The sequence below is a fragment of the Meiothermus luteus genome (genome assembly GCF_003574085.1).
In the GTDB taxonomy this organism is placed as follows: Bacteria; Deinococcota; Deinococci; order Deinococcales; family Thermaceae; genus Meiothermus; species Meiothermus luteus.
This window is the reverse complement of record NZ_QWKZ01000044.1, coordinates 1-22,034: the sequence shown is the minus strand read 5'-3', so window position 1 is coordinate 22,034 and position 22,034 is coordinate 1. Positions and strand designations below refer to the sequence as shown.

Genomic DNA, 22,034 nt, shown 5'->3' with positions numbered 1-22,034 from the left:
CCCCCCGCCCCTTCCCCCCGTCTACCATACAGGAATACCGAGGTGTGCTATGGCCTACATTCGCTGGTTTGAAACCCTGGGCATGAAAGACCTGGAACAGGTCGGGGGCAAGAACGCCTCTTTGGGCGAGATGATGGCCCACCTCTCCCAGGCCGGGGTGCGGGTGCCAGGGGGGTTTGCCACCACTGCCGAGGCCTTCCGCGACTTCCTAAAGCACAACCGGCTGGAAGAGCGCATCAACCAGGCCCTAAAGAACCTGAACGTGGACGACGTGGCCGAGCTGGCCCGGGTCGGGGCCGAGATACGGGGCTGGGTGGAGCAGGCCGAGCTACCCCGGGCCCTAGAGGTAGCCATCGTAGACGCCTATATCCGCCTCGAGTCCGCCTCCAAGGGCGGGCTTTCTGTTGCGGTGCGCTCCAGCGCCACCGCCGAAGACCTGCCCGAGGCCAGCTTCGCGGGGCAACAAGAAACCTTCCTGAACGTAAAGGGCATCGAAAGTGTGCTTTTGCACATCAAAAAGGTCTTTGCCTCGCTCTACAACGACCGGGCCATCGCCTACCGCGTGCACCACGGCTTCGCCCACGAGGAGGTGGCGCTCTCGGCAGGGGTGCAGCGCATGGTGCGCAGCGACCTGGGCGCAAGCGGTGTGGCCTTTACCCTGGACACCGAGTCGGGCTTCCGCGAGGTGGTCTTCATCACCGCCACCTACGGCCTGGGTGAGCTGCTGGTGCAAGGGGCGGTGAACCCGGACGAGTTCTACGTCTACAAGCCAGGCCTGCTCGAGGGCCGCAACACCATCCTGCAGCGCACCCTGGGCAGCAAGCTGCAGAAGATGGTCTACGCCGAGGGCGGCCAAGGGGTGGTGGCGGTACCCACCACCCCCGAGGAGCGGGGCCGCTTCGCCCTCTCCGACGCGGAGGTGCTGGAGCTGGCCCGCCAGGCCCTCCTCATTGAGCAGCACTACGGCCGCCCGATGGACATTGAATGGGCTAAGGACGGCCAAGACGGCCAGATTTACATCCTGCAGGCCCGCCCCGAGACGGTGCAAAGCCGCACCAACCGGGTCATTGAGCGCTTCTTGATGAAGGAGCGGGGGGAGGTGCTGGTGATGGGCCGGGCGGTGGGGCAGCGCATCGGCGCGGGCAAGGTGCGGGTCGTCCATCACCCCCGGGAGATGCACAAGGTGGAGCCCGGCGACGTGCTGGTGGCCGACATGACCGACCCCGACTGGGAACCGGTGATGAAGCGGGCCGCGGCCATCGTGACCAACCGGGGCGGGCGCACCTGCCACGCGGCCATTGTGGCCCGGGAGCTGGGCATCCCGGCGGTGGTGGGGGCCGCCGGGGCCACCGAGGTGCTCCAGGACGGCCAAATGGTCACGGTCTCCTGCGCCGAGGGGGACGTGGGCCGGGTCTACGCGGGCACCCCCCGGTTTGAGGTGCGGCGGATTGAGCTCGACAAGATGCCCGAAATCCCCACCAAGATCATGATGAACGTGGCCAGCCCCGAGCGGGCCTTCAGCTTCGCCAATCTACCCAACGCCGGGGTGGGGTTGGCGAGGCTCGAGTTCATCATCAACAACACCATCGGTGTCCACCCCAAGGCCCTGCTGGAGTTTGACCGGCTGCCCGAAGACCTCAAGCAGGAAATCGCCCGCCGCACCGCCGGCTACGAGAGCCCGGTGGCCTTCTACCGCGAGAAGCTGGCCGAGGGCATCGGCATGATTGCTGCGGCCTTCGCCCCCCACCCGGTCATCGTGCGGCTTTCGGACTTTAAGTCCAACGAGTACGCCCACCTGCTGGGGGGCAGCCGCTACGAGCCCCAGGAGGAAAACCCCATGATCGGCCTCCGCGGGGCCTCGCGCTACCGCAGCCCGGAGTTCGCCGAGGCCTTTGCCCTGGAGTGCGCCGCCATCCGCGAGGTGCGGGAGAAGGGCCTCAAAAACGTCTGGGTGATGGTGCCCTTCGTGCGCACGGTGGGCGAGGCCCAAGCGGTGATAGAGATTCTGAAGAAGAACGGCCTCGAGCGCGGCAAGGACGGCCTCAAGCTCATCATGATGTGCGAGGTGCCCTCCAACGCCATCCTGGCTGAGCAGTTCCTGGAGCTTTTTGATGGCTTCTCCATCGGCTCCAACGACCTCACCCAGCTCACCCTGGCCCTCGACCGCGACTCGGGCCTGGTGGCCGACCTCTTCGACGAGCAGGATGAGGCGGTGAAGTTCCTGCTCTCCCGCGCCATAGGGGCGGCCAAGAAGATGGGCAAGTACATCGGCATCTGCGGCCAGGGCCCCTCCGACCACCCCGAGTTCGCGCTGTGGCTGGTGCAGCAGGGCATTGAGAGCATCTCGCTCAACCCCGATAGCGTGCTCGAGACCTGGCTCTACCTGGCCGAGCGGCAAAAGGAAAGCGTGGGCGGCTAAACCCACCCTAGCCGCACCGTTCATCCGGCCTGCGGGAAAAACAGCTCGCTTTTTTCCCGCAGCCTTGCGGTATCCTTAGAAGGAGGCGCACCAAAGAAGCGGCGATACTCTCGGATGAACTGGGATGGGCTAGCGTAGCCCACGTCCTGCGCCACCTGCGTCACAGAAAGCCCATCCAAAAGAAGCCTCCGCGCTTCTTGTAGGCGCAGAGCTTTCTGGTATTGCAAAGGGGTCAGAGAGGTTAGCCGCCTGAAGTGCTTGTAAAAGGCACTTTCGCCCATATGGGCGAGTTGGGCTAAGGCCCGCACATCCAAAGGCTCGCGGAAGTGGGCCCGAATGTGGTTTATGGCCCGGGCAATACGGCGTAGCTGGGGATCCAGGAGGCTGAGCCGGGCTAGAGTGGGGCTTTCCCGCAACAGGCGGATGAGGAATTCCCGCAAGTAGAGCGGAGCCAGGAGCTTGCGTTCCCCCGGATCCTCCAGCGCCTTTAGAAAGCGCCAGGCTACGTCTAGAAGGGCGGGGGTGGTCTTTCCCACAAAGATCGGGCGGTCCTCACCTGGAGGAAGCCCCTCTGGGTAAACCTTGGCCGCCAGTTCTGTCACGTCTGAAGGGTCCAGAACGAGCTTCAAGCAGAGGAATGGCCGCTTGGGGGAGGCCTCGAGGACCTGGGCTCTGAGGGGCAGATCCAACGTGCTGATGAGGACGTGGGCCGGGTCGTAGCGCACCACCTCCTGGCCGTAAAAGACTGCCTTGGCCCCTTGGGCCACCAAACAGACCGCAGGCTCGTACAAGGCTGGCCGGACCTCGGATTCACTCCTGGAATTCCGGTACACGTAGGCCCCAGGGAAGGGCAAGGGGAAATTGCCATCTTCCGGGGCATAGCGAAAAAGCATTTCCGCTAGGCCATCCAGCTCGGTCTTGCTACCCATCGGCACCACCCTATTTTAGCCAAGCTCGGAGGATCAGGCAGAAAGTGCGGAGGATTGGACAACATAGCCAAGAAACGAACTGCCATCCTGAAATGAGTGAGGTGGATATGCGTGCAACAGTGATGTATGGGCCTAAAGTCGTGCAGCTGGAAAGTGTGCCTGACCCCGTGATTCAGGAACCCACGGATGCCATCATCCGGGTTCTGGTCTCCTGCATCTGCGGCTCGGACCTTTGGCCCTATCGGGGATTTGACGCCATCCCAGAAGGTGGGCGACCCATGGGGCATGAGGCTGTGGGCGTGGTGGAGGAAGTGGGCTCCGAAGTACGCACCCTCAAGCCTGGAGATGTGGTGCTCATGCCCTTCGCCATATCCGACGGCAACTGCGAGTTTTGCCGAGAAGGGTTGACCACCGCCTGTGCGCATCTGCAATTCTTCGGCGCTCCGGGAATAGGCGGGGCCCAAGCTGAAGCCGTGCGCGTGCCCTTCGCCGACGGCACACTTTACAAGGTCCCTGCGCGGGAGAGCGGCCGGGCCCTCCTCCCGCACCTCCTTACCCTCACGGACGTTATGGGCACGGGTCATCACGCCGCGGTGACCGCTCGGGTTGAGCCTGGGAAGGTGGTGGCGGTAATCGGCGACGGTGCGGTGGGGCTTTGCGGCGTGCTGGCAGCACGGCGCCTTGGCGCTGAACGAATAATCCTGCTGGGGCACCATCCTGACCGCCTCGAGCTGGGGAGAATCTTTGGGACCACCGATGTGGTCATGGAGCGCGGTGAAGCCGCTGTTGAGCGCGTGCGAGAACTTACAGGCTTCGGGGTCCACTCGGTGCTGGAGTGCGTGGGAACCGAGGAAGCGGTGGACATGGCCGTTCAAATCGCTCGGCCAGGGGGAGCTATTGGACGCGTAGGTGTCCCGCATCATGCAGGTATTCCCGCAACGACCACCTTTTACAAAAACGTGATTGTAGCCGGCGGACCAGCGCCCACCCGGGCTTACATGCCGGAGCTTCTGCCCGACGTGCTGGAGGGCCGGATGGAGCCAGGCCGGGTGTTTGACCTCAGGCTGCCTTTGGAGCAGGTGGCCGAGGGCTACCGAGCCATGGACGAACGGCGGGCCATTAAGGTTCTCTTGGAACCCTAGAAGGAGGCGAGATGCAAAGCGTAATTCTGAACAACGGGGTGGAGATGCCCCTCCTGGGCTTCGGGACCTTTCAGATAACAGACCTCGAGGCATGCGAACGGGCGGTGGCCCACGCGCTAGAGGTGGGTTACCGCCTGGTGGACACAGCCGCAGCCTATGGGAACGAGGAAGCGGTGGGCCGAGCAATCCGCAAAAGCGGCATCCCGCGGGAAGAGCTGTTCGTGGTAACCAAACTCTGGATTCAGGATGCCAGCTACGAACGGGCCAAGGCTGCTTTTTATCGCTCCTTGGAACGTTTGGGGCTAGACTACCTGGACCTCTACCTCATTCACCAGCCCTATGGGGACGTGCATGGGGCCTGGCGGGCCATGGAGGAGCTCTACCGCGAAGGGCGGGTGCGGGCCATCGGTGTCAGCAACTTTTATCCCGACCGCCTAATGGACCTTACCCTCCACCATGAGGTGGTGCCCGCCGTCAACCAGATTGAAACCCACCCCTTCTACCAGCAGCGGGAAACGCAGCGGTTTTTGGCGGAGCACGGGGTACAACACATGGCCTGGGCGCCCTTTGCCGAGGGGAGAAACAACATCTTCCAAAACCCCGTGCTCCTTTCCCTTGCCGAAAAGCATCGGAAGACGGTTCCTCAGATCGTCTTGCGATGGCTGATCCAGCGCGGCATCGTGGCCATTCCCAAGTCCGTACGTCCAGAACGCATGGAGGAGAACTTTCGGGTGTTTGACTTTTCGCTGACCCCTGCTGACATGGACGCCATTGCCACCCTGGACACGGGGGTCAGCCTGTTCCTTGACCATCGCGATCCAGCTACTGTGGAGCGGCTCTGCCGCTACCGGCTTCCGGACTAAAACCTTGCTGTAGGAACATATCGTGGTCGCAGGCAAAACGTAGTGGAGGAGGTCACCATGCAAAAGCGTAAACTGGCCAACCTCGAGGTCTCAGCCATTGGGCTCGGATGCATGACCATGACGGGGGGCTACAGCGTTTCGCCGGACCGGCGCGAGATGATCGCCCTCATCCGCAAGGCCGTGGAGCTGGGCGTGACCTTCTTTGACACCGCAGAGGTCTACGGCCCCTTTATCAACGAGGAGCTGGTAGGCGAGGCGCTGGAACCTTTCAAGGGCCATGTGGTCATCGCCACCAAGTTCGGCTTCCGGTACGATGCGAATGACCGTCCAAGTTCGGCAAACGGCTCGGATAGCCGCCCTGAGCAGATCCGGCGGGCGGTGAAAGGTTCCCTTAAGCGGCTGCGGGTAGAAGCCATTGACCTCCTTTATCAACACCGCGTGGACCCCAATGTCCCCATTGAGGATGTGGCGGGCACCGTGCGGGAACTGATCCAAGAGGGCTTGGTCCGGCACTTTGGCCTCTCCGAGGCGGGTCCCGAGACGCTTCGCCGGGCCCATACCGTCTGTCCGGTGACCGCGGTGCAGTACGAGTACTCCCTTTGGTGGCGCAAGCCGGAGCAGGCAATTCTCCCCATCTGCGAGGAGCTGGGCATTGGCTTCGTCCCATACAGCCCCTTGGGCAGAGGCTTTCTGACCGGAGCAATTGACGAAACCACCTCTTTTGCCCCCTCTGACCTCCGGAGCCGGATCCCCCGCTTCAGCCTGGAGGCACGCCGCACCAATAAGGCGTTGGTGGACCTACTGCGCAATCTATCTGAGCGGAAGGGGGCCACCCCGGCCCAGATTGCCCTGGCCTGGTTGCTGGCGCAGAAGCCCTGGATTGTACCTATTCCGGGAACCACTAAACTTCACCGTCTTCAAGAAAACATCGGGGCAGTAGGCGTGGAGCTCTTACCGGAGGATTTGCAAGCCCTGGAAGAGGCCTCCGCCCAGATCGTGGGCGAGCGGTACCCCGAGGAGTTGGAGCGCATGACCTATGTGGAGGCCCCAGCGCAGCGCTGAACTTGCCCGGGAGAGATTGGATGAAAAACAGAAAAGCCCAGGTTTCTCGAGTCGGCCATTGGACAAAGGAAGAACTCGCCCGCATCGCTCAAGCTGATGACCTACACGTTTCCCCTTTCCGGGAAGATGGGGTCACCTACGGCACCCCCACCTGGGTTTGGTGCGTGGTGGTGGGGGAGGCAGTCTACGCCCGGGCCTACCACGGGGAGCGCTCGAGCTGGTACCAGGCCGCCCTCAAGCAAGGGGCTGGGCGGGTGCGGGTAGCCGGGATGGTACGCGAGGCGGTTTTTTTGCCAGTGCCCCAGGAAGACCCGGTTCAGGAAGCCATTGATGCCGCCTACCGGGATAAGTACCGGGGAAGCCTCTACCTCGAGGCCATGCTTAGCCCCAGAGCCCGCGCAGCCACCGTACGCATCTTGCCCCGGGAGGAATAGCCCGTGAGCCCTAGGGCCTGACCCTTCTTGCCTTGGCCCAGACCCCGCCCCACGAGGATGCCGTGAGGGTTCGCTTCCTCACCGCAAAAGGGAGGAGGTGGTGGTCCGATTGGCGCAAAACCCCACCGCCCAGAGCTTCCTCGCGCTCTTACCTTTGGCCCTAGAGTTTTGCGACCTTAACCGCATGGAGAAGATCGCTTATCTACCCAAGAGGCTTCCCACCCAAAGCTCCCCGAGCCACACTCCCAAGAATAGGAGAACATGGGCTTTTCCCACGATGCCGCTCGGCGGGATTCAAGCTTTGACGGCCACCTCATCCTCATCGGCTGGGTGGAACGTGGCTTTGAGCCGCTTCCCAACTTGGAAGGGGGGCCCGTGCGGGTAGAGCGAGTACGCTAAGGAGGGAGGTCAGGATGATTCGGGTCTACCCAAGGGGCACCCACCCCATGGCTCCAGGCAACCCCGCCTACTTTACCGGCCAGGTGGAGGTAGAAACCCTCCTCGAAGCCCCGCCCCCAGCCCAAGTCCGGGTGGCCCGGGTGCGTTTTGCCCCCGGGGCCCGCACCCACTGGCACACCCACCCCCTGGGACAAACCCTCGTGGTCCTGGAGGGGGCGGGCTGGGTGCAGGAGGAGGGCCGACCCAAGGAGACCATCCAGGAAGGGGACGTGGTCTGGATTCCGCCGGGGGTCAAGCACTGGCACGGGGCCACCGCCCATACCCCCATGGTCCACCTGGCTATCCAAGAGGCCCAGGAGGGCAAAACCGTCGATTGGCTCGAGCCTGTAAGCGATGCGCAGTACCAGGATAACTAGCTCTTCGCTTGATTTTCCCTCATCCGGGGCCCGCGGGAAGCACCCATTTGCGCCTTGGTGGGAAGTTTTGCTTGGCGCTTAGACAACCCAAGATGTGAAGCTTCCCGTGGGTACTTAACCCGCCCTGGATGCGTGTTTGAGGGTAGGGCCGGCCTCGAGCTCGGCGATTCGGTACTTGAGCCCCTGGCGCTCCAGGTGCTGCAAGAAGTCCTTTGGCGCGCCCTCGTCGGTGATGAGCAGGTCGATCTCCTCCAGCGCGGCGAAGCTGGCCAAAGTCGCCCGCCCCAGCTTGCTGGAGTCCACCAGGGCAAAAGCGGTGTCGGCGGCCCTCAGCATGGCCTGCTTGGTCTCGGCCTCGTAGGGGTTGGGGGTGGTGTAGCCCTTCTGCAGCGAGACCCCGGTGGCGCACATAAAGGCTTTGTCGGCGTGGTAGACCTCGAGGGTCCGCACCGCGGCTGGGCCAATTAGGGCCATGCTGTGGTGGCGCACCTGGCCCCCGGTGAGCAACAGCTCAAAGCGGGTATCCACCAGCTCGCTGACGATGGGTATGGAGTTGGTGATGATGTACAGCGAGCGGAAGTGCCGCTTCATCAGCCGCACCAGGGTCAGGGTGGTGCTGCCCGCGTCCAGGATCAGGGTGTCGCCCTCCTCGATGTGCTCCAGGGCAGCCTTGGCGATGGCCTGCTTCTCGGCCTGCTGAAGGTGTATCTTCTCACGAAAGGAAGGGTTGAAGAGGCTCTTGTGGGTGTAGGTGGCCCCGCCGTGGGTGCGGTGCAGCAGACCGCGGGCCTCGAGCTCGCTCAGGTCCTTGCGGATGGTCACCTGGCTCACCCCAAAGGTGGCCGCCAGGTCCTCCACCAGCACCGAGCCCTTCTGCTCCAGTAGCTCAATAATCTTGCTGCGCCGTTCCTCGCTCCGCACCGGCCACCTCCCCTACCAACATACCCCGAAACTCAGCCCTCCTTACCGCCCACGGGCAGCCGGAGAGGCCGGCCCGCCCAGTCCTGTCGCATCCAGGCCCAGGCCGGGTCGTCCACCGGAGGGGTGGCGCGGGCCTCGCCTGTCGCCTCCCCGGCCATGTAGTTGAGGTAGTAGACGTTGGAGCCGGGCGGGGCGGCCACCGGGTGGTAGCCCCGGGGTACCAGGATTAGGTCGCCGTCTTGAGCCAACAAAAGCTCGTCCAGGCCGTCCTCGGGGCTGTAGTTGCGGTGGATGGCGAAGCCGTGGGCGGGTTGGATTTTGTAGTAGTAGGTCTCCTCAATGTACAGCGAGCCCATCCGCCCGTCGTGGCGGTGGGGGGGCCAGCCCGACCAGAAGCCCGAAGGGGTGTAGACCTCGTAGAGGATAAGCCGCTCGGCGGGGAGGTGGGGGCCTAGGATGTGGGTCACCTGGCGCAGGGCGTTGGCCCCTCCGCGCATCTCCACCCGCATCTCCCCCGGCCGGAAGAGGCGCAAAGGGTAGCGCCCCTCGGCGGGGGCCCCGCCCAGGGCCAGCTCGGCCTCGCCCAGGGCCTCAATGCGGTAGGCGCTGCCCGGGGGCAGGTAGAGCACGCTGGGCGGCCCGCTGAAGACGTCCCGGCGGGATAGCTCAAAGGCCTGGCCCCCCACCTCCACCTGCACCCGGCCCGAGAGGGGCACCAGGGCCAGCTCGAGCCCCCCGCTCTCGCCCTCCTCCACCTCGCCGGGCCCCAGGGCCAGCACCCAGAACGAGAGGTAGCGCCAGGCCCCCTGGGGCCGCACCGCCACCCGCACCCGCCCAGGCTGGGGCTTGCGCTGGTTCATACCACCTCCTCCAGGCGCACCACCCGGCCCTCCTTCAGGCTTTGGGTGGCGGCCAGGGCCACGCGCAGGGCCTCGAGGGCGTCCTTGGGCCCGGGGCTGGGGGGGCGGCCCTCCCGCAGGGCCTGGAAGAAGGCCGTAAGCTCCAGCCGGTAAGCCTCCTTGAAGCGGTCCATGAAGAAGTGGTAGTGGTCGGCCTGCACCCCCTGGCCGTAGCGCCACAGGGGGGTCTTGGGGGTGGCGTCCATCACCAGCTTGCCTTTGGCCCCAAAGACCTCGGTGCGCACGTCGTAGCCGTAAACGGCCCGCCTGGAGTTCTGAATCACCCCCAGCGCGCCGTTGGCGAAGCGCAGGCTCAGGTTGGTGGTGTCCACATCGCCGATCTCGCCAATCCGGGGGTCCACCCGCACCGCCCCCCAGGCGTGCACCGCCTCCACCTCGCCCACCAGGTAGCGGGCGCAGTCGATGTCGTGGATGGCCTGGTCTACAAAGATGCCCCCCGAGGTCTTGAGGTAGTCCAACGGGGCCGGGGCCGGGTCGCGCATCACCGCGATGAACTGCTCCACCGGGCCAATTTCCCCGGCCTCAATCCGGCGCTTGGCCTCGAGGTAGGCCGGGTCGTAGCGGCGCTGGAAGCCAATCTGGAAGGGCACCCCCTTGTGCTCCACCACCTCCAGCACCCGCCGGGTCTCGCCCAGCTCCTTGGCCACCGGTTTCTCGCAGAAAATGGCCTTGCCCGCCTCCGCCGCGGCCTGGATGTAGCGGGCGTGGGTCTCGGTGGGGGTGGCGATGACCACCGCCTCCACCCCAGGGTGGCCCAGGGCCTCGAGCGGCTCTGGGTAGGCCCTCTCGGCCCGCAGTAGGCTCCGGGCGGCCTCCGCCGCCTCCAGGTTGGGGTCGGCCACCGCCAGCACCCGGGCCTCCACAATGCCCAGCAGGGTGCGGGCGTGCTCCATGCCCATCCGGCCTGCGCCCAGAAGGGCAACGCCAAACGATTCCGCCATAACTCCTCCTTATCTAGTTCCCAAGCGCCTTCAAGTAGGCGCGGCTTTCGGCCAGGTCGCGCTCCAGCACCCCCAGGTAGTCCCCCGGCTTGACCGGGGTGAAGGGATTGGGGCCGGGGGTGGTGAGCTCCAGGATGAGGGGGCCCGCATAGCCCACCTGCTCCAGGGCCCGCAGCAGCCTGGCGAAGTCGGTGTGGCCCCGCCCCAGGCCCCGGCGGTTGGAGTCGGCCAGGTGAAAAAGGCCCAGCCGCGGGCCCACCTCGAGGACTGCCCCGGCGGGGTCGGCCTCCTCGAGGTTCATGTGGTAGGCATCTAGAAGAACCTTCAGGTTGGGCCGCCCCACCTGGGCCAGCAGGCGCAGGGCCTCGGCGGCGGTGTTCACCAGGTGCGACTCGTAGCGGTTGAGCACCTCGAAGACCACCTCCAAGCCCGCCTGGGCCGCCCGGTCGCAGACCTTGGCCACCCCCTCGGCCAGCCAGCCCCACTCCGCTTCCAGCGAGGCCAGCGGGGCCACCCGGCCCACCGCCCCGTGGCAGGAGACCGTGGGCCGGCCTAGCTCGGCGGCAAAATCTATCAGCCGCAGGTAGTACCCCAGGGCCTCCCCCCGCACCACCGGCTCGGGGTGGGCCAGGTCCACGTTGGCCGGGGTGAGGGAGAAGACCTCCAGGCCCCGCTCGGCCAGCCAAGCCCGCACCTGTGCCGGCTTTAGCCCCTCCACCTCGCCCAAAAGCTCCACCCCTTCCAGCCCCAGCCGGGCTACCCGCTCCAGCACCTCTGGCAGCGGCAGGGGGCCAAAAGTCCAGGTGCACACCCCCAAAGGGCGCATCAGAACCCCCCTCTAGACTCAATAAAGCCCATTACCTCGTCGTAATACGGCGTGAACTCGGCGCAGCCGATACGGCCCACCACAATCGCCCCGCAGGCGTTGCCCAACCGGGCGCTTTTGTACCAGCCCCAGCCCTGCAGGTAGCCATAGATGAACCCCGCGGCGAAGGCGTCCCCCGCGCCCAGCACGCTCACCACCTCCACCGGGAAGCCAGGGGCTGCCACCACCTCGCCCCCCGGCAGATAGACCGCCGAGCCCTGGGCCCCCCGCTTCACCACCAGCGCCTTCAGGCCCCGGGCTAAAAGGGCCTCCACGTTGGCCGTTAGGTCGCCCTTTACCTCCGGGGCGGTAATCTGGGAGTGGCGGATGACCACCTCCTCGGGTCGGCGCAGCATGGCCGCGTTCACTTCCTCCTCGGTGCCAAAGGCGACGTCCACCAGCGGCAGAAGGACCCGCACCGCCAGGCCGTAGGCCCGGGGGTCGAACCAGGCGTCGGCGCGGAAGTCCAGGTCTAGGAAGACCGTGAGGCCCAAGGCCTTGGCCTTTTCGGCGGCGTAGAAGGTGGCGCTGCGGCTGGGCTCCTTGGCCAGGGCGGCCCCCGAGAGCTGCACCGCACGGGCCTCCGAGAGGGGCAGGGCGGCCACGTCGTCGATGGTGAGCTGGGTGTCCGCGGCGTTGTCGCGGTAAAAGGTGATGGGGAAGCGGTCGGGGGGCTCAATGCCCAGGAGCACCGCCGGGGTGCGGGCCCCGGGCTTGATGGGGATGAAGCGGGTCTCCACCCCCTCCCGCCGCAGCCGCTCCAGCACGAACTCCCCTACCTTGTCGGGGCCCACCGCGGTCAGGAGGGCGGTGCGCAGCCCCAGCCGCCGGGCCCCCACCGCGATGTTCAGGGGGCTGCCGCCAATGTAGGCCCCAAAGGTGCGAATCTCGGGGAAGGGGGCCCCCAGGTCGTGGGAGTAGAGGTCAATGGAGCAGCGCCCGATGGTGATGAGGTCGTAGGTCTCCATGCCCCTCCCTCTAGTACCCCGTGGCCCGGCGCAGGTACTCCCGGTTGCGCCGGGCGCTCTCCTTGGGGGCCCCCATGCCGGGCAGCACGTCCTGCTCCACGGTAATCCAGCCGTCGTAGCCCAGCGCCTCTAGCCTTCGGGTCACCGCGCCGAAGTCGATCTGGCCCTGACCCAGCTCGCAGAACACGCCCTTACCGATGGCCTCCTTATAGTTCCAGCCCTTGTTGCGGGCTTCGCTGGCGACGAGGGGATGGCAGTCTTTGTAGTGCACGTACCACACCCGACTCTTGAAGCGCTCGAGGCCCTCCAGCACCCGCTCTGGCTCGTTGGTGCCCGTCCCGTAGAGGTAGTGCCCGGTGTCGAACACCAGCCCGATGATTGCGCCGTCGGTGTGTTCGAGGAAGGCCTCAATCTCCCAGGGGGCCTCCACATAGCCCGCGCAGTGGTGGTGGAAGACCGTGCGCAGCCCGGTCTCGTCCCGCACCGCCCGGGCGATGCGCATGGCCCCGGCCGCGAAGGTCTTCCACTCAGCGGACGAGAGGCCCAGCTCGAGCCGGACGCGCCCGGCGTTCGCAAAGCGCAGCGGGTCGCGGCTGTGCTCGTCGGCCAGCACCAACAGGGGCTCCCAGCCGTCCCCCACCCCGGCCACGCTCTTGAGGAGCCGCGCGGTGCGCAGCGCCCGGGCCTCGCCGGGGCCGTGAAGGGCGGGGTCTTTGAGGTAGACCCCCTCGTAGGCCCCCAGCATGGTCAGACCGCGTTTTTGCAGTTCCCGACGTAGCTGCTCGGGCTCGGTAGGCATGTAGCCATAGTCGCCCAGCTCGGTGCCGCGGTAGCCGGCCTCCACCAGTTCGTCCAGCATCTGGGCGTAGCCGACGCCCTGCCCAAAGCCCTCAATGGTGCCCCAACTGCACGGGGCGTTGCCAAAACGAATACCCATACCAGCTCCTAGAAGTAGCGGCGCTGTTTCTTCAAGTAGGCCTCGTACGCCTCGCGGGCCTTTCTCACCTCGGGCTGGCTCGAGACCTCGGCCACCGGCACGTCCCACCAGCCCTCAAAGCCCGGAACCCGGTCGTCCAGGCTCACCGGCACCACCACCACCCGCACGCCCCTGGCTTTGCGGGCCTCCTGGAGGGCTTCTTCCAGCTCGCGGTAGTCCCTGGGGCTCCACACCCTCGCCCCCATGGCCCGGGCGTGGGCGGCGAAGTCCACCGCCACCGGGGGGCCGTCGGTGCGGCCGGTCTGGGGGTCGCGGGCCCGCAGCTCGTTGTTGAAGGAGGGCGAGCCCAGCGACATCTGCAGGCCCCGGATGGAGCCGAACCCTCGGTTGTCCACCAGCACCACGGTAAAGGAGAGGCCCTCGGCCACCGCGGTGACGATCTCCGAGTTCATCATCAGGTAGCTGCCGTCCCCCACGAAGACCACCACCTCCCGCTCGGGCTCGGCCAGCGCCACCCCCAGCCCGGCGGGAATCTCGTAGCCCATGCAGGAGAAGCCGTACTCGAGGTGGTAGGCCTTGGGGTCTTCGGGCCGCCAGAGCTTGAGCAAATCGCCCGGCAGGCTGCCCGCCGCGCAGATTACGGTGGCCCGGCCGCCGTAGACCTCGTTGACCAGACCGATCACCTCGGCCTGGGCCATCTCCTTTTTCTCGGGCCGGGGCGTGCGGTAGGCCGTGACGGTCTCATCCCACTCGCGCTTGAGCCGCTCCACCTCCTCGCGGTAGGCGGCGGAGGTGCCCGGATGCCCCTTCATCGCCTCCCGCAGGGCCTCCAGGCCCCGCCGGGCGTCGGCCACCAGCATCACCCCGCCGAGCTTGGCCGCGTCAAAGGGGGCCACGTTGAGCCCGATGAAGCGCACCCCTGGGTTCTGGAAGGCGGTCTTGGAGGCGGTGGCGAAGTCGCCCAGCCGGGTGCCCACCGCCAGCACCACATCGGCCTCCCGGGCCAGCCGGTTGGCCGCGCTGCCGCCGTTGGCCCCAACGGGCCCCACGCACAGGGGGTGGCTCCAGGGCAGGGCCCCCTTGCCCCCCTGGGTCTCACTCACCGGGATGCCGTAGGCCTCGGCGAAGGCCGCCAGGGCCTGGGAGGCCTCGGCGTAGAGGGTGCCCCCCCCGCTCACGATGAGGGGCCGCCGGGCCTCCTTGAGGAGCCTCGCCGCCTCGGCCAGGGCCTCGGGCTCCGGCACCGGGCGGCGCACCCGCCAGACCCGCTTGGCGAAGAAGGCCTCGGGCCAGTCGTAGGCCTCGGTCTGGACGTCCTCGGGCAGGCAGAGGGTCACCGCCCCGGTCTCGGCGGGGTCGGTGAGCACGCGCATGGCCTCGGGCAGCGCCGAGAGGAGCTGGGAGGGCCGGGTGATGCGGGTAAAGAAGCGGGAGAGCGGCCTGAAGGCGTCGTTCACGCTCACGTCGTGCTCGGTGGGGTGCTCGAGCTGCTGCAGCACGGGGTCGGGCAGGCGGTTGGCGAAGTAGTCCGAGGGCAGCAGGAGCACCGGCAGCCGGTTGACGGTGGCGGTGGCCGCGGCGGTGAGCATGTTGGTGGATCCCGGCCCCACCGAGGCGGTGCAGGCGAAGGTGGAGAGGCGGTTTTTGTGCTTGGCGTAGGCGATGGCCGCGTGCACCATGGCCTGCTCGTTCTGGGGGCGGTAGGTGGGCAGGCCCACCGCCTCGCCGTACTCCTCCAAAGCCTGCCCCAAGCCCGATACGTTGCCGTGTCCAAAGATGGCCCAGACCCCCCGGATAAGGCGCTCCTCCCGGCCGTCCCGCTCCGCAAACTGGGCGGCCAGGAACTTGACCAAAGCCTGGGCCACGGTAAGCCGTTGGGTCTTCATAGCTCTCCTCCGTATTCCCTTACCCTCACCACCTGCTTTGTCTCCAAGGCGTGCTGGGCGGCCTTGGCCAGCCGCAGCGAGTACCAGGCGTCCCGCACATCCGGGTAAAGGGGCCGGCCCGCGTGCAGATTGCGGGCGAAGGCCACCATCTCGGCGGTGTAGGCCTCGGCGAAGCGCTGTTCAAAGTTGCGGGGGCGGTCGAAGTTCCCTCCCCGCTCGTCGTAGAGGGTTAGGTCGGGGCGGCGGTCGCGCTCAATGTGGATGCGGCCCCGCTCGCCCAGCACCTCGCAGCGGATGTCGTAGCCGTAGGCGGTGCGTAGGGCCACCTCGAGCGTCCCCACCGCACCCCCCTCAAAGCGCAAGGTGGCCACCGCGGTGTCAAAAAGGCCGTGCTGGGCCAGGCCGGGCTCGGCCAGGGCCCCCCCGGTGGCGTAGACCTCGGCCACCTCGCCTACCAGAAAGCGGGCCGAGTCCAGGTCGTGGATGCCCATGTCCACCAGGAGGCCCCCGCTGGTCTTGAGGAACTCGAGCCGGGGCAGATACGGGTCACGCCCCACCAGCCGGATGCCCTCCAGCCGCCCCAGCACCCCCCCTTCAATCAGCTCCCGGGCCCGCACATAGGCCGGGTCGTAGCGGCGCTGGAAGCCCACCTGGCAGGGCACCCCCGCGCGCTCCACCGCCGCCACCACCTGCCGCCCGGCCTCCAGGCTCTCGGCGATGGGCTTCTCCACGAAGATGGCCTTACCCGCCCCCGCCGCGGCCTCCACCACCTCGGCGTGGGTGGGGGTGGGGGTGGTGATGATTACCGCGTCCACATCGGGCCGGAAGGCGTCCTCGAGGTGGGTGCTGGGCTCGGCCCCAAGCTCGGCGGCCACCCGCTCGGCGTTCTGGGCCAGGGTGTCCACCACCCGCACCACCCGGCACTCGGCCAGCCCGGCCAGCACCCGGGCGTGGGCCTGGCCCATCCGGCCGGCCCCAATCATGGCGATTTGCAGGGGTCTCATAAATCCTCAGTTCGGCTTGTGCAGGTCCTCGGCCACCCGCTGCTCCACCTGGGCCGCAGCGCTGGGGTCTTTTTTGGCGATGAGCTCGAGCTCCACCGATAAAGCTTCCAGCTCCTCTCCCCCGGCCATCATCTGCAAAAGCTGTTCGCGGGTGACCTCGGCCTTCTTGAAGGTGCCGTAGCTTCGGCCCCGGTTGAGCACGGTGAAGGTGTCCCCCACCGCCCAGGCGTGGTGCACGTTGTGGGTGATGAAGATCACCCCCAGGCCACGGGCTTTGGCCTGCACGATGTACTTGAGCACCACAGCGGCTTCCTTCACCCCCAGGGCCGAGGTGGGCTCGTCCAGGATGAGCACCTTGGCCCCAAAGTAGACCGCCCGGGCGATGGCCACCGACTGCCGCTCGCCCCCCGACAAGGTGCCCACCGGCTGGTCGGGGTCGCGGATGTCAATCCCAATCTTCCTCAGCTCCTCCCGCGCCACCCGGGCCGCAAAGGCCGCATCGTAGAGGGTAAAGGGCCCCCAGCGCCGCTTGGGCTCCCGGCCCAGGAAGAAGTTGCGGCTGATGCTCATCAGGGGCAGCATGGCCAGGTCCTGGTAGACGGTGGCTATGCCCTTGTCCAGGGCGTCGCGGGGCGAGCGAAAGACCACTGGCTGCCCCTCCATCAGAATCTGGCCTTCCGAGGGTGGGTACACCCCTGAGAGGGCCTTGATGAGGGTGCTCTTGCCCGCCCCGTTGTCGCCCAGGAGGCAGTGCACCTCGCCCGCGTAAACCTTCATATCAATGTCCTTTAGGGCCACCACCGGCCCGAAGTACTTGCTCACCTTGCGCAGCTCAATCAAGGGGGTCATGCTCACCTCCGCACCTGCAGGGAGAGCCGGCGCAGGTAGTTGTTCAGGGCCACCGCGCCCAGAATCATGCCCCCCACCATCACCTTGAACCAGTCCAGGTCAATGTTGGTGTAGATGATGCCCTGCTGCACGATGGCCAGAATGAGGGCTCCAATCCCGGCCCCCACCACCGAGCCGTAGCCGCCGGTGAGCAAGCAGCCCCCGATGACCGCCGCGGCGATGGCCTCGAGCTCCTTGCCCTGGCCCTGCAGCACGTTGGCCGAGCCCAGCCCCATCACCTGGATGGTGGCCAGCAGGGTGGCCGCCGCGGCGGTGAGCATGAAGAGGGTGATCTTGACCCGCCGCACCGGCACCCCCACGTTGCGGGCCGCGTTGGCGTCGCCCCCCGCGCCAAAAATCCAGTTGCCAAAAGGGGTGCGCAGCAGCACAAAGCTGAGCGCGGCCGTGACCCCCAGCCACCACCAGACCGCGGCCGGCAGCCCCAGAAGCTCGCCGGTGAAGAGCCTGGCCACCGGGTCTTGGGCGATTTTATCGTTGAGCCCCGAAACGATGGTCAGCTTGGTGATGAGCTTGGTAAAGCCGATGTTGGCCCCCGCCAGGATGAACATCATGGCCAAGGTGACGATGAAGCTGGGAAGCCCCGTGCGCAGCACCAAAAAGCCGTTGAGGTAGCCGATGCCAAGGGCAAACCCCAGGGTGATCAGGAGGGCCAGCGAGAGGGGCAGGTCCCCGTAGCTGGGGTGGGCCAGCAAGGCCAGGCCGATGGCCGCCACCCCGATCATGGAGCCCACCGAGAGGTCGAACTCCCCGGCAATCATCAGCAGGGCCACCGCCGAGGCCAGGATGCCGAGCTGGGCGGCAACCTCGAGGTAGTTGCGGGTTCCAGCCCAGCTCAAAAACCCGCTGTCTCCCGCCACCATGGCAAAAAAGGCGAACACCACCACCAGGCCGGCCACCGAGCCCAGCTCCGGCCGCAGCAAGAGCCGCTGCCAGAGCGTAATAGGCCGCAGCCGCTCGTCCTGTGCTTTGACCGTCATACCTCCCCCTAAAAACCGGACCCCCGGTACGGCGTCCCCGGGAGTCCTCTAGTCAAGAACCTTCAGAGACCGCCGAAGGGGACCTAGCGGATGCCCTTCTTGGAAAGGTCAATCACCTGCGCCGCGTTCTCCGCAGTCACAAAGCCCGGCCCGGTCATGATGACCTTGTTGGCCGGCAGGAGGCCGTACTTGACGTAGTTGTTGAGGAGGATGATGGGCAGATAGCCCTGCAGCCACTGCTGCTGGTCAATGGCGAAGGCCATCTTTTTCTGGGAAAGCGCGGTCAGTACGGCGGGCGAAAGGTCAAAGGTGCCAAAAACGACCCTCTTCCCTTCCAAAGCCTGCAGCACCGGCTCGGCAGCGGTGGGCCCCAGGGTAAGCACCCCATCAATGCTGGGGTCCCTCTGCAAGGCCGCCAGGACCGCGTTGCGAATCCCGGTAGGGTCGCCGATCTTGACCGGGATCACGTTGGCCTTGATACCCAGCCCGTCAAAGAAACCCTTGCAGCGCAGGTCAAGGGCTACGTTGCCCACCTCCTGGTTGATGCAGATGGCGTTCTTGACCCCGGCGGCCTTCATGCGCTGGCCCGCCCCCAGCCCGGCCTCATACTCGGTCTGGCCCACGTGCACCAGCACCCCCAGGCTCTCGGCCACATCGGAGCCGGAGTTCATGGAAATCACCGGGATGCCGGCCCGCACCGCGGCCCGGATGGAGCGCTCGAGAGCCTTTCCATCGGGAATGGAGACCACCAGGCCGCTGGGCCTCGAGGCCACTGCAGCGTCAATGAGCTGGGCCATGCGCACCATGTCAAAGGTCTCGGGGGCGCGGTACTCCACCCGGGCCCCGGTCTCTTTGGCGGCGGCCTCCACGCCGTTCTTCACCACCGACCAGAAGGGGTCGGAGGCCTGCCCGTGGGAGACCACCACAATGCGCACCTGCTGGGCCAGCCCCAGGCCCATCCCCAACGCCAACATCAACGCCCAAAAGAGCTTCCTCATAGCCAACCTCCCTGCCGAGAAAGCACGCGCAATACCGCTGCCGCCCCTCGGCTGCGACCCTAGTTCTCAGGTCGCAGCCATTGTATGGCCCTGGGGTTTCGTTTGTCAATATTTTGTTCTACTTGTGAAAGCTAAACGAAAATAAACCTTTCGTTTTCGCTAACTTCGGGGCATCCTCCATAAAGACCAGGCCGCCACCCTTCCGGTGGCGGCCCTAGAGGACCCGGCCGGGCCTAGAGCACCGCCAGGTCCACCCGCTCGAGCACCCCCAGCCCCCGAAGCGCCTCCAGCACCTCCTCGCTGGGGCGCTCGTCAATGGCCAGGACAAACAGAGCGTGCCCCCCAGGGTGGTCGCGGCCAAGCTGCATCCCCGCAATGTTGATGCCGTTCTCGCCCAGGAGCGTGCCCACCTTACCCACCACCCCAGGCCGGTCGCGGTTCACGCAGACCAGCATGGGCCCGCTGGGCACCGCCTCCACCGTGTGGTCGTCAATGCCCACGATGCGGGGCTTGCCGGCCAGCACCGCACCGCGGGCCTTGCGGGCCTCCCGGTCGGTCTCGAGGCGCACCTCTAGGACCTGTCGGTAGTCGAGGGACTGCTCAACCCGACGGGTCACCAGGGCCATCCCCCGGTCCCGCAGGAGGGGGCGCGCCGAGACCAGGTTGGCCGCCCCAGCCCCAAGCACCTGCTCGAGCAGCCCCTTGGCCACCGCCGAGGCGATGGGGTCAGGGTTCTTCTCAAACTCCCCGTAGAAGGCAACCTCCACCGCCTGGGGGCGGCCTTGGGTAATCTGGGCCAGCAGCCTACCCAAAGCCTCCCCCAAGGGCAGCCAGGCTGAGAAGACCTGCAGCCCCTCGGGGTCAAAGCCGGTGTTGAGCGCATGGGCCAGGTTGCCCTGCAGGGTCTCTATCACCCGCTCTAAGACCGCCTCCCCAACCCGCTCCTGGGCCTCTAGGGTGTTGGCCCCCAGGTGGGCGGTGTGCACCACCTTGGGGTGATGCACCAGGGGATGCCCGACCCCCGGTGGCTCCTCCACGAACACGTCCAGCCCGGCCCCCCATAGGTGGCCCTCGTCCAGGACCTCCAGCAGGGCCTTTTCGTCCACAATGCCCCCCCGCGCCGCGTTGACCACCACCGCCCCTTTGGGCAGAAGGTAGAGCTCGCGCCGGCCAATCATGCCCCGGGTCTCCTCGGTGAGCGGGGTGTGCACGGTGAGAAATTGGCACTGGCGCAGCATGTCGGCCAGGTCGTCGTAAAGCTCCACCCCCAGGGTCTGGGCCCGGCTGCGGGGAATATAGGGATCGTAGGCCAGCACCCGCATGTCAAAGCCCTTGGCGAACTTGGCCACCTGGCCCCCAATCCGCCCCAGGCCCACAATGCCGATGGTCTTGCGGTCCAGCTCCAGGCCCAGGTACTTGCGGTCCCACTGGCCCTCCCGAATCTTCCGGTCGGACTCCACCAAGCCCCGGGCCACCGCCAGCAACAAGGCCCAGGCCAGCTCCGCCGCGGAGCGGGTATTGGCCTCGGGCACGTTGACCACCAGAACCCCGCGCCGAGAGGCGGCTTCCAGGTCCACGTTGTCCACCCCCACCCCACCCCGGCCGACCACCCGCAGGTTGACCCCGGCCTCCAGCAGCTCCGCGTCCACCCGCGTGCGGCTTCGGGTGATGAGGGCGTCGTACCGACCGATGACCTCCAGAATCTCCTCCCGGGCCATACCCGGCCTGTAGTCAAGGCGCACCTCCGGGTGCCTCACCTCGCCCAGACGCATCTCATCGGTGACAAGGATTCTCCACATAGAAGGCAGGCTCGCCGGAGTCCCATCCCGGCGTTCGCCCAAACCTTATCACCTTGTTCTACCCAGCACAAGCTGGGCCACCGCTTAACCAGCCGCGAACGCAAACCCTGTGCTAGACTTACGGCACGGACAAGAACCCAGGGCGACCTAGGTCCTGGCGCTTTGCGCAAAAAGGAGACCCGTGATGAAGATAGCCATCGTGACCGACTCCACCTCCGACCTGCAGTCCCGTGCCGCCGAGATGGGCGTGGAAGTGGTGCCGCTCTACGTCAACTTCAAGGGAAAAATCCACAAGGACTGGGTCGAGATTACCCCCGACGACATCTTTGAGGGGGTGCGGGCCGGGGCCGAGATGCCCAGCACCAGCCAACCCTCCCCCGCCGACTTCAAGGCCGCCTACGAGCGGGCCTTGCAAAGGGCCGACCACGTTCTTTCCATACACATCTCCTCCAAGCTATCGGGCACGGTCCAGTCGGCCCAGCTCGCCAGCCAGGAATTCCCCGGCAGGATCACCATCTTTGACACCCAAGCCGCCAGCATGGGCATCGGAATGATGGTGGAGCGGGCCAGGGAACTCCTCGAGCAAGGGGCCGACCTGGGCCAGGTCCTGGTGGAGCTCGAGCGCATCCGGGCCGACCACATCGTGCGGTTCACCCTCTCCACCTTGGAGTACCTGAAGAAAAACGGCCGGATTGGGGGGGCCCAGGCCCTCCTGGGCGGACTCCTAGGCATCAAGCCCATCCTCACCCTCAAGGAGGGCCGGGTAGAGGCCGCTGGAAGGGCGCGGGGAGAGAAGAAAGCCCTGGCCGAGATGGTAGAAGCGCTCAAAGCCTGGGCCTCAGGCCGACAGAAAATCCGCATTTACTACCTCTACAACTCCAGCGAAGACGACCTTTCCGCCTTTAAATCTGCCGTGCAGGCTGTGGGGCTGCCCCTAGAAGAACGGGATACCCGCCGCATCGGAGGGGTCATCTCCACCCACACCGGCCCGGGGGTGGTGGGCTTCTACGCATACAGCCTGTAAAGCAGGCTATGCCCTGGAGGAAGTCCAAATGGCGTGAGCGGGCCAGGCGCCTCCGGGATAAGATAGGCCCATGCGCCTCATCGGCGTCGCCACCCGGTCCAGTCGGCCCAGCTCGCCAGCCAGGAATTCCCCGGCAGGATCACCATCTTTGACACCCAAGCCGCCAGCATGGGCATCGGAATGATGGTGGAGCGGGCCAGGGAACTCCTCGAGCAAGGGGC

General features: G+C 66.3%; 21 protein-coding genes and 2 pseudogenes. 10 read left to right on the top strand and 13 right to left on the bottom strand.

Translation table 11 applies throughout. The annotated features are described in order from the left end of the window. Positions 1-49: 49 nt before the first annotated feature. Entirely contained in the window at positions 50-2,419 is a 2,370-nt protein-coding gene (gene ppsA / locus Mlute_RS08025; RefSeq protein ID WP_119360196.1) for a phosphoenolpyruvate synthase, read from the top strand. Between the two features lie 20 nt (positions 2,420-2,439). Here ppsA and Mlute_RS08020 read toward each other — a convergent pair whose 3' ends face one another. Next, the gene (locus tag Mlute_RS08020; RefSeq protein WP_119360195.1) at positions 2,440-3,348 is read right to left on the bottom strand and encodes an AraC family transcriptional regulator; all 909 of its coding nucleotides are present in this window, start codon (positions 3,346-3,348) and stop codon (positions 2,440-2,442) included. Between the two features lie 140 nt (positions 3,349-3,488). Here Mlute_RS08020 and Mlute_RS08015 point away from each other — a divergent pair, with 140 nt between their 5' ends. The 7 genes and pseudogenes from Mlute_RS08015 to Mlute_RS07995 all read left to right on the top strand — a co-directional run bounded on the left by Mlute_RS08015 (position 3,489) and on the right by Mlute_RS07995 (position 7,664). Further along, the gene (locus tag Mlute_RS08015) at positions 3,489-4,490 is read left to right on the top strand and encodes a zinc-dependent alcohol dehydrogenase family protein (protein ID WP_245958901.1); all 1,002 of its coding nucleotides are present in this window, start codon (positions 3,489-3,491) and stop codon (positions 4,488-4,490) included. An 11-nt stretch (positions 4,491-4,501) separates the two neighbouring features. Beyond that, positions 4,502-5,353 carry an aldo/keto reductase gene (locus Mlute_RS08010; protein ID WP_119360194.1) on the top strand — a complete coding sequence of 284 codons (852 nt, stop codon included), beginning with the start codon at positions 4,502-4,504 and terminating at the stop codon, positions 5,351-5,353. A 57-nt stretch (positions 5,354-5,410) separates the two neighbouring features. Continuing rightward, positions 5,411-6,415, top strand: coding sequence for an aldo/keto reductase (locus Mlute_RS08005; protein ID WP_119360198.1), 1,005 nt, complete (start codon positions 5,411-5,413; stop codon positions 6,413-6,415). A 20-nt stretch (positions 6,416-6,435) separates the two neighbouring features. Continuing rightward, positions 6,436-6,849: a DUF2255 family protein gene (locus Mlute_RS08000; protein ID WP_119360193.1), complete on the top strand. Its 414-nt coding sequence runs from the start codon at positions 6,436-6,438 to the stop codon at positions 6,847-6,849. Positions 6,850-6,946: 97 nt separating this feature from the next. Then, positions 6,947-7,078, top strand: a pseudogene (locus Mlute_RS16615) (cyclophilin-like fold protein); the annotation flags it as partial. A 32-nt stretch (positions 7,079-7,110) separates the two neighbouring features. After that, entirely contained in the window at positions 7,111-7,248 is a 138-nt protein-coding gene (locus tag Mlute_RS16045) for a hypothetical protein (RefSeq protein ID WP_245958900.1), read from the top strand. A 14-nt stretch (positions 7,249-7,262) separates the two neighbouring features. Beyond that, complete coding sequence (locus Mlute_RS07995) at positions 7,263-7,664, top strand: (R)-mandelonitrile lyase (RefSeq protein ID WP_119360192.1); 402 nt, start codon at positions 7,263-7,265, stop codon at positions 7,662-7,664. Positions 7,665-7,778: 114 nt separating this feature from the next. Here the strand turns inward: Mlute_RS07995 and Mlute_RS07990 are convergent, their stop codons facing one another. The 12 genes from Mlute_RS07990 to serA all read right to left on the bottom strand — a co-directional run bounded on the left by Mlute_RS07990 (position 7,779) and on the right by serA (position 20,789). Further along, on the bottom strand, positions 7,779-8,585 hold the full coding sequence (locus Mlute_RS07990) for a DeoR/GlpR family DNA-binding transcription regulator (RefSeq protein WP_119360191.1): 807 nt from the start codon (positions 8,583-8,585) through the stop codon (positions 7,779-7,781). Positions 8,586-8,617: 32 nt separating this feature from the next. Next, a complete protein-coding gene (gene iolB / locus Mlute_RS07985; RefSeq protein ID WP_119360190.1) occupies positions 8,618-9,445 on the bottom strand; it encodes a 5-deoxy-glucuronate isomerase in 828 nt (275 codons plus the stop codon). Then, on the bottom strand, positions 9,442-10,446 hold the full coding sequence (gene iolG, locus Mlute_RS07980) for an inositol 2-dehydrogenase (RefSeq protein WP_119360189.1): 1,005 nt from the start codon (positions 10,444-10,446) through the stop codon (positions 9,442-9,444). The genes iolB and iolG overlap by 4 nt, the downstream gene beginning before the upstream one ends. Positions 10,447-10,459: 13 nt before the next feature. Continuing rightward, entirely contained in the window at positions 10,460-11,272 is an 813-nt protein-coding gene (locus tag Mlute_RS07975; RefSeq protein ID WP_119360188.1) for a sugar phosphate isomerase/epimerase family protein, read from the bottom strand. Beyond that, the gene (gene iolC, locus Mlute_RS07970; protein ID WP_119360187.1) at positions 11,272-12,279 is read right to left on the bottom strand and encodes a 5-dehydro-2-deoxygluconokinase; all 1,008 of its coding nucleotides are present in this window, start codon (positions 12,277-12,279) and stop codon (positions 11,272-11,274) included. The genes Mlute_RS07975 and iolC overlap by 1 nt, the downstream gene beginning before the upstream one ends. Positions 12,280-12,289: 10 nt before the next feature. Continuing rightward, the gene (locus Mlute_RS07965) at positions 12,290-13,216 is read right to left on the bottom strand and encodes a TIM barrel protein (RefSeq protein WP_119360186.1); all 927 of its coding nucleotides are present in this window, start codon (positions 13,214-13,216) and stop codon (positions 12,290-12,292) included. An 8-nt stretch (positions 13,217-13,224) separates the two neighbouring features. Next, the gene (gene iolD, locus Mlute_RS07960) at positions 13,225-15,102 is read right to left on the bottom strand and encodes a 3D-(3,5/4)-trihydroxycyclohexane-1,2-dione acylhydrolase (decyclizing) (RefSeq protein WP_119360185.1); all 1,878 of its coding nucleotides are present in this window, start codon (positions 15,100-15,102) and stop codon (positions 13,225-13,227) included. Beyond that, positions 15,099-16,106 carry a Gfo/Idh/MocA family oxidoreductase gene (locus tag Mlute_RS07955; protein ID WP_245958899.1) on the bottom strand — a complete coding sequence of 336 codons (1,008 nt, stop codon included), beginning with the start codon at positions 16,104-16,106 and terminating at the stop codon, positions 15,099-15,101. Before Mlute_RS07955 ends, iolD begins: the two co-directional genes overlap by 4 nt. A gap of 6 nt (positions 16,107-16,112) precedes the next feature. Beyond that, positions 16,113-16,955 (bottom strand): ATP-binding cassette domain-containing protein, encoded by an 843-nt coding sequence (locus Mlute_RS07950; protein ID WP_119360197.1) that lies wholly within the window; start codon positions 16,953-16,955, stop codon positions 16,113-16,115. 2 nt (positions 16,956-16,957) lie between these two features. Then, positions 16,958-17,992, bottom strand: coding sequence for an ABC transporter permease (locus tag Mlute_RS07945; RefSeq protein ID WP_119360183.1), 1,035 nt, complete (start codon positions 17,990-17,992; stop codon positions 16,958-16,960). A gap of 83 nt (positions 17,993-18,075) precedes the next feature. After that, positions 18,076-18,990, bottom strand: a complete 915-nt coding sequence (locus Mlute_RS07940; RefSeq protein WP_119360182.1) for a sugar ABC transporter substrate-binding protein — start codon at positions 18,988-18,990, stop codon at positions 18,076-18,078. 233 nt (positions 18,991-19,223) lie between these two features. Beyond that, positions 19,224-20,789, bottom strand: a complete 1,566-nt coding sequence (serA, locus tag Mlute_RS07935; RefSeq protein WP_119360181.1) for a phosphoglycerate dehydrogenase — start codon at positions 20,787-20,789, stop codon at positions 19,224-19,226. 184 nt (positions 20,790-20,973) lie between these two features. Between serA and Mlute_RS07930 the strand changes: the two genes are divergently transcribed. Continuing rightward, complete coding sequence (locus Mlute_RS07930) at positions 20,974-21,813, top strand: DegV family protein (protein ID WP_119360180.1); 840 nt, start codon at positions 20,974-20,976, stop codon at positions 21,811-21,813. Positions 21,814-21,909: 96 nt separating this feature from the next. Beyond that, positions 21,910-22,034 (top strand): annotated as a pseudogene (locus Mlute_RS07925) (DegV family protein); the annotation flags it as partial.

What these genes read in the sequence shown, in the direction of transcription:
- ppsA (WP_119360196.1), top strand. Translation starts at nt 50, where the DNA reads ATGGCCTACATTCGCTGGTTTGAAACCCTGGGCATGAAAGACCTGGAA.
- Mlute_RS08020 (WP_119360195.1), bottom strand. Translation starts at nt 3,348, where the DNA reads ATGGGTAGCAAGACCGAGCTGGATGGCCTAGCGGAAATGCTTTTTCGC.
- Mlute_RS08010 (WP_119360194.1), top strand. Translation starts at nt 4,502, where the DNA reads ATGCAAAGCGTAATTCTGAACAACGGGGTGGAGATGCCCCTCCTGGGC.
- Mlute_RS08005 (WP_119360198.1), top strand. Translation starts at nt 5,411, where the DNA reads ATGCAAAAGCGTAAACTGGCCAACCTCGAGGTCTCAGCCATTGGGCTC.
- Mlute_RS08000 (WP_119360193.1), top strand. Translation starts at nt 6,436, where the DNA reads ATGAAAAACAGAAAAGCCCAGGTTTCTCGAGTCGGCCATTGGACAAAG.
- Mlute_RS16045 (WP_245958900.1), top strand. Translation starts at nt 7,111, where the DNA reads ATGGGCTTTTCCCACGATGCCGCTCGGCGGGATTCAAGCTTTGACGGC.
- Mlute_RS07995 (WP_119360192.1), top strand. Translation starts at nt 7,263, where the DNA reads ATGATTCGGGTCTACCCAAGGGGCACCCACCCCATGGCTCCAGGCAAC.
- iolB (WP_119360190.1), bottom strand. Translation starts at nt 9,445, where the DNA reads ATGAACCAGCGCAAGCCCCAGCCTGGGCGGGTGCGGGTGGCGGTGCGG.
- iolG (WP_119360189.1), bottom strand. Translation starts at nt 10,446, where the DNA reads ATGGCGGAATCGTTTGGCGTTGCCCTTCTGGGCGCAGGCCGGATGGGC.
- Mlute_RS07975 (WP_119360188.1), bottom strand. Translation starts at nt 11,272, where the DNA reads ATGCGCCCTTTGGGGGTGTGCACCTGGACTTTTGGCCCCCTGCCGCTG.
- iolC (WP_119360187.1), bottom strand. Translation starts at nt 12,279, where the DNA reads ATGGAGACCTACGACCTCATCACCATCGGGCGCTGCTCCATTGACCTC.
- Mlute_RS07965 (WP_119360186.1), bottom strand. Translation starts at nt 13,216, where the DNA reads ATGGGTATTCGTTTTGGCAACGCCCCGTGCAGTTGGGGCACCATTGAG.
- iolD (WP_119360185.1), bottom strand. Translation starts at nt 15,102, where the DNA reads ATGAAGACCCAACGGCTTACCGTGGCCCAGGCTTTGGTCAAGTTCCTG.
- Mlute_RS07955 (WP_245958899.1), bottom strand. Translation starts at nt 16,106, where the DNA reads ATGAGACCCCTGCAAATCGCCATGATTGGGGCCGGCCGGATGGGCCAG.
- Mlute_RS07950 (WP_119360197.1), bottom strand. Translation starts at nt 16,955, where the DNA reads ATGACCCCCTTGATTGAGCTGCGCAAGGTGAGCAAGTACTTCGGGCCG.
- Mlute_RS07945 (WP_119360183.1), bottom strand. Translation starts at nt 17,992, where the DNA reads ATGACGGTCAAAGCACAGGACGAGCGGCTGCGGCCTATTACGCTCTGG.
- Mlute_RS07940 (WP_119360182.1), bottom strand. Translation starts at nt 18,990, where the DNA reads ATGAGGAAGCTCTTTTGGGCGTTGATGTTGGCGTTGGGGATGGGCCTG.
- serA (WP_119360181.1), bottom strand. Translation starts at nt 20,789, where the DNA reads ATGTGGAGAATCCTTGTCACCGATGAGATGCGTCTGGGCGAGGTGAGG.
- Mlute_RS07930 (WP_119360180.1), top strand. Translation starts at nt 20,974, where the DNA reads ATGAAGATAGCCATCGTGACCGACTCCACCTCCGACCTGCAGTCCCGT.